Raw genomic sequence first — 5,113 nt, 5'->3', positions numbered from 1 at the left:
AAGCGCTTTTTCTTCAGGGATTTTCAGCGTGTAATAAAAACCATGAAAAATCATTGATATTTTTTTAATTTTTACTTGATTTCTATTATCCAATTTTTTTGTATAGATGTATAAAAATTACGAGAAGTTGACGAAGTAAAAAAAATAATTTTTTTCGAATTGTTTGCCAAAAAGTTTGCCAAAACGGGTAAAAATCGACTTTTTGGCGACAAAAAAACTCTCAAATCCACTTTATATAAAGCATTTTTGAGAGTTTTAAGTTTCAAACTGGCAGGGGTAGTAGGACTCGAACCCACATCAACGGTTTTGGAGACCGCTATCTTAGCCTTTGGACGATACCCCTAAGTGCCCGTTAATGATATCATGAATTAAATGGTTGTGCAAGCTCTTTTTTTAAAAAATCTCAATTGACAATAATATGAGGGTTACTTATAATTAATTAGGTATTGTAAAGAACATACCTAAAAGGAGGCTCTTATGTCAAGCCAAGTAGTTGTAGGTACCCAATGGGGCGATGAGGGTAAAGGAAAAATCGTCGATGTTTTAGCAGAAAAGGCGGATATGATTGTTCGTTTCCAAGGTGGAGACAATGCAGGTCATACAGTCATTGTAAATGGTAAGAAACATGTATTGCACTTATTACCAAGTGGTGTTTTACACGAAGAAGCAACTTGTATTATTGGTCCAGGAGTTGTTTGTAACCCATTCGTATTATTAAAAGAAATGGAACAATTAGAAAAAGATGGTTTATCAATGAAACACATCATTATTAGTGACCGTGCACAGATGTTAATGCCATATCATCAATATCAAGATGAATTAGAAGAGCAAGCAGCATCTAATAAAATCGGAACTACAAAACGTGGAATTGGTCCATGTTATGCAGATAAGTATGCTCGTCACGGTATTCGTTACCATGAATTTAAAGATTTTGAACATTTTAAAGTTCGTTTAAAAGACTGTTTAGATTTCAAAAACAAATTATTTACTGCCGTATATGGTGGAAAAGCAATGGATTACGATAAGATGGTAGCTGATTTTGAAGCTATTTATGATCGTATTGTCCCTATGATCCAAGAAACAACACACTTAGTAAATGAAGCTTTAGATGAAGATAAGACAGTATTGTTTGAAGGGGCTCAGGCAGCTATGCTTGATATCAACTATGGAACATATCCATATGTAACTTCTTCAAGTCCAACAAGTGCTGGTGTTACTACAGGTGCTTGTATTGCACCAAGTCGTATTCAGACTGTTGTAGGTGTAGTAAAAGCATACTCAACTCGTGTTGGTGAAGGACCATTCGTTACTGAATTATTAGATGAACAAGGTGAATGGATTCGTGAACACGGTGGAGAATATGGAGCTACTACAGGTCGTCCTCGTCGTTGTGGGTGGTTGGATCTATTAACTGTAAAACACGCAAACTTAATGAGTGGATTAACAGATATCGTTATCACTAAGATTGACGTATTAGACGGTTTAGATGAAATCAAGGTTTGTGTTGGATACGAAATCGATGGTAAAGAATATAACTATATTCCTAGTGATCAGGCAGATGTTGCCAAAGCTAAACCAATCTATAAGACTTTCAAAGGTTGGAAGACAGATATCACTAAGATGTCTACAGTCGATCAATTGCCTCAGGAATGTTTAGACTATGTACACTTCATTGAAGAATTCACAGGCGTACGTGTTTCTATGATTTCTGTAGGACCAGATCGTGTTAATAATATTTACGTACATGAGATCAAGTAATTTGATCTCTTTTTTGATAATATAGAATTGGTGGTGATTTTATGATACTCGATACAATTCATGGACATTATAATTCCTTCTTTGACTCTGAAAAGAAGATTGCGGATTATATAATCCAACATCCAAAAGAAGTGGTGAATATGACGATTAAGGAGCTTGCCCAAGCATGTAATACTTCGCAGGCGAGTGTTTCGCGTTTTGCCAGAAAATGTCAGATGGATAGTTTTCATCATTTAAAGGTGAATTTGGCTAGGGATTGTGTGAACGAGATTGAACAAAAATCAAATACCATTTCTACAAGTGATATTTCAGGTTCTTTAGAAACCATTCTTTCCAATAAGATTTCTGAACTTACGGCTACAATTCGTAATATAGATGTGGATCAATTGAGTGTGATTCTTTCTTTGATTCAAAATGCCAAACACGTACTTGTGTGTGCCGTAGGAAATACGATTCCGGTAGCGCTTGATTGTATGTTCAAATTTAACGAGATTGGTATTCCAACATTTACTTCAACAATTTGGGAGAATCAGGCCTCTTATGCGCTAGGACTAGATGCAAGTGATGTAGTGATCGCCATCTCAAATAGTGGGGAGAGCAGCCAAGTCTTAGCGGTTTGCAGGGAAATGAAAAAGCGTGGGGTACCTACAATTGGAATTACGAATAATGAGGATTCAGTTGTTGCCAAAGAATGTTTATATCATATTCAGACGTCTACGCGTGAAAAGCTATTTTTAAATGAATTTTGTTTTTCAAGAATTTCTGTGGCGACCGTCATTGAAATTTTATATTTATTTTTAACGAATGAACGCACAGATAGTTATGATCGAATCAGTCAATGTGAAGAATTATATGCTTCTTTGAAGGTATAGTTCTTCTTTTTTGTGTATGAATTAAAATTACATAAAGTATTTATTGACGAAAATAAATTACATGATATATTGAAGGTGGTGATGATTATGAAAAAGAAATGTGCATTGTATGCATCAAAATTAGTGAAGGATGGAATGGTTGTAGGCCTAGGCGGTGGCAGTACCATTCAATATTTGATTGATTATGTAAAGGATAAAGATATTCAAGTGGTTACACCTTCTGCAAAAACAGCTTTAAAAGCCCAAAAAGAAGGATTAACTGTATTGAATACACAATATGTGGATCATGTTGATATTGCTTTTGATGGATGTGATGAGGTAGATTCACATTTGAATGCTTTAAAAAGTGGTGGTGGTATTCATACGCAAGAAAAAATTATTGCGTCCATGGCCGATGAATATATTGTATTGGTTGATGAAACTAAATTTCATGAGACTTTGGCATTTCAAGTGCCTGTTGTAGTGGAAGTATTACCTAAAGCATATAGTATTGTGAAAAAGAAATTAGGAGAATTAAATGGGATTGTTGAATGGCGTACTGCTTCAAATAAAGATGGCTTTCTCATTAGTGATGAAGGGAATATCTTATTCGATGTGTACTTCAAAAATGTAGAAGATATTCATTTGTTGAATCAAACCTTGTTGATGATGCCTGGTATTGTAGATACAAGTTTATTTGTGGATATATTGACAGGTATGATTCTAGTGAATGATATGGGTGTATTTAAAAAGGAAAAGGACGGAGAATTTCATTCATTATAATTGGGAAATTGTTGGTCCTGGCTGGATTGCGCATGATATGGCAAATGCCTTTATTTAAAGAGTTGAAAAACTAATTTCATTAAATTCTTTAGGTCTAGTGAAGATAGTTCAAGTCAATTTTGGCACTTTTAAAGAATATGATGTCAACAATCGTTTCTTTAATCCAAACTTAGCTGGTGGTGCTTTACTTGATATTGGTGTATATGCCGTAGGTTTTGAGCGTTAGTCTATGACAAGCAAACCTGATACCGTATTAACAACGATGACACCATTTGGAACGGGTGTCGATGAATCAAGTGGTATCTTGCTACAGAATAAAGGGATAGAGATTGCGATGATTTCTTTAACAATGCGTGCTAAGCAGCCAAAAGAGGCTTTGTGGCTTGCGAAAACGGATATATTGGGGTGTATAATTTTCCTAGAGATGAAAAGGCGACAATCACATATACAAGTGATGGACATACGCTAGAGATAACTTGTCAAGAAAGACGTTTGGCACTAAATTATGAGATTCGTGATATGGAAGAATACGTTTCAAGTTTAAATGGACAAACAAATATACAATATATTCAAGATGTGATGGATGTATTGACGAAGATATAGGAAAGTTGGAAGGAACATGAATAAAAAATATTTTTTCTTTGACATTGATGGAACCCTTACAGATAGGGCGACTGGTAAGATTGTGCCAAGTGCACAAGTCGCATTAAATGAACTTCAAAAGGCAGGCCACTTTGTAGCTATTGCGACAGGTCGTGCTCACTATAAAGCACGTAATTTTATGGAGAGTGTGGGTCTTCATGATATGGTTTGTTGCGGTGGTGGCGGATTAGTCATTCATGATGAATTGGTTCAAAATATTCCTTTAGATTTAGAAAAATCAAAGGCAATTGCCAAGCAAGCATTATCTTTGGGATATGGTGTTTTATTTACGTTAGATGATTCAATTAAGGTATATACTCAAGATCACACATTCCAGAATCAAGTTGGAGATCGTAAAGAGCCTACGGAGTATGTGTATGATGAAAATTTGGATGTAGACAAGTTGAATGTGATTTATAAAATGTATATTTCTATTCCAAAAGAAAAAGAAAAAGAATTAACATTAAAGGACACACTTGGAAATCTTCGCTTTGTGCCAGATTATTTAATGTTTCAATATGATGCGAAACATCAAGGAATCTTGGATATGATGCAGCATATTGGTGGTGATTTAAAAGATGTGGTTGTCTTTGGGAATGACACCAATGATAAGGTGATGTTTGATCCGCAATGGACAAGTGTTGCGATGGGAAATGCGTGTCAGGAATTAAAGAATATCGCAACTTTAGTCACAGATGCCAATGTGGATGATGGAATTTATAATATTTGTAAGAAAATGGAATGGATTTAAAGCACTAAAAAGACATTTTTTTGATTTTTATTCGAAAAAGTGTCTTTTTTTACGTATATGAGTATGTAGGAAATGCCTACTAGAAATGAGGTGCTCATGCGTAGCGCAAATTTATTAAATGATTTCGCCTTTAAGTATGTTTTTGGCGAAGATTGTAAGGAGGCCAATGATGCCTTAAAATCATTACTCACGGTATTTTTAGAAAGGAAGGTAAATTATGTTGTTGTTAAGAATTCAGAAATGGTAAAAGACTATAGTAAAATGAAAAGTCCACGTTTGGATCTACTAGTCGAATTTGATGATCAAACAACTGTAGATTTAGAAATGC

At 34.9% G+C, this 5,113-nt stretch carries 7 protein-coding genes and 1 tRNA gene; 7 read left to right on the top strand and 1 reads right to left on the bottom strand.

Features of this window, described 5'->3' with window-relative positions:
• Nucleotides 1-268: 268 nt before the first annotated feature.
• Nucleotides 269-343: transfer RNA gene (locus tag ACZQCL_RS06175), tRNA-Trp, on the bottom strand.
• Nucleotides 344-477: 134 nt separating this feature from the next.
• On the opposite strand from ACZQCL_RS06175, the gene ACZQCL_RS06170 reads away from it, so the two are divergent.
• The 7 genes from ACZQCL_RS06170 to ACZQCL_RS06140 all read left to right on the top strand — a co-directional run.
• Nucleotides 478-1,758 carry an adenylosuccinate synthase gene (locus ACZQCL_RS06170; RefSeq protein ID WP_227993084.1) on the top strand — a complete coding sequence of 427 codons (1,281 nt, stop codon included), beginning with the start codon at nucleotides 478-480 and terminating at the stop codon, nucleotides 1,756-1,758.
• Nucleotides 1,759-1,799: 41 nt separating this feature from the next.
• Nucleotides 1,800-2,630, top strand: coding sequence for a MurR/RpiR family transcriptional regulator (locus tag ACZQCL_RS06165; protein ID WP_482482270.1), 831 nt, complete (start codon nucleotides 1,800-1,802; stop codon nucleotides 2,628-2,630).
• Nucleotides 2,631-2,717: 87 nt separating this feature from the next.
• Nucleotides 2,718-3,392, top strand: coding sequence for a ribose 5-phosphate isomerase A (gene rpiA / locus ACZQCL_RS06160; protein WP_482482268.1), 675 nt, complete (start codon nucleotides 2,718-2,720; stop codon nucleotides 3,390-3,392).
• Between the two features lie 97 nt (nucleotides 3,393-3,489).
• Nucleotides 3,490-3,618, top strand: coding sequence for a hypothetical protein (locus tag ACZQCL_RS06155; RefSeq protein WP_331866082.1), 129 nt, complete (start codon nucleotides 3,490-3,492; stop codon nucleotides 3,616-3,618).
• 152 nt (nucleotides 3,619-3,770) lie between these two features.
• Nucleotides 3,771-3,995 (top strand): hypothetical protein, encoded by a 225-nt coding sequence (locus tag ACZQCL_RS06150; protein WP_482482266.1) that lies wholly within the window; start codon nucleotides 3,771-3,773, stop codon nucleotides 3,993-3,995.
• 16 nt (nucleotides 3,996-4,011) lie between these two features.
• On the top strand, nucleotides 4,012-4,785 hold the full coding sequence (locus ACZQCL_RS06145) for an HAD-IIB family hydrolase (protein ID WP_482482264.1): 774 nt from the start codon (nucleotides 4,012-4,014) through the stop codon (nucleotides 4,783-4,785).
• Nucleotides 4,786-4,881: 96 nt separating this feature from the next.
• A partial coding sequence (locus ACZQCL_RS06140) for a PD-(D/E)XK nuclease family transposase (protein ID WP_482482262.1) occupies nucleotides 4,882-5,113 on the top strand: 232 nt, incomplete at its 3' end.

Source organism: Holdemanella sp., from assembly GCF_056804935.1.
The sequence above is the reverse complement of the archived record's forward strand: the minus strand, read 5'-3'. Positions and strand labels throughout refer to the sequence as shown.

Coding starts and splice junctions, on each gene's coding strand:
- ACZQCL_RS06170 (WP_227993084.1), top strand. CDS start 478: ATGTCAAGCCAAGTAGTTGTAGGTACCCAATGGGGCGATGAGGGTAAA.
- ACZQCL_RS06165 (WP_482482270.1), top strand. CDS start 1,800: ATGATACTCGATACAATTCATGGACATTATAATTCCTTCTTTGACTCT.
- rpiA (WP_482482268.1), top strand. CDS start 2,718: ATGAAAAAGAAATGTGCATTGTATGCATCAAAATTAGTGAAGGATGGA.
- ACZQCL_RS06145 (WP_482482264.1), top strand. CDS start 4,012: ATGAATAAAAAATATTTTTTCTTTGACATTGATGGAACCCTTACAGAT.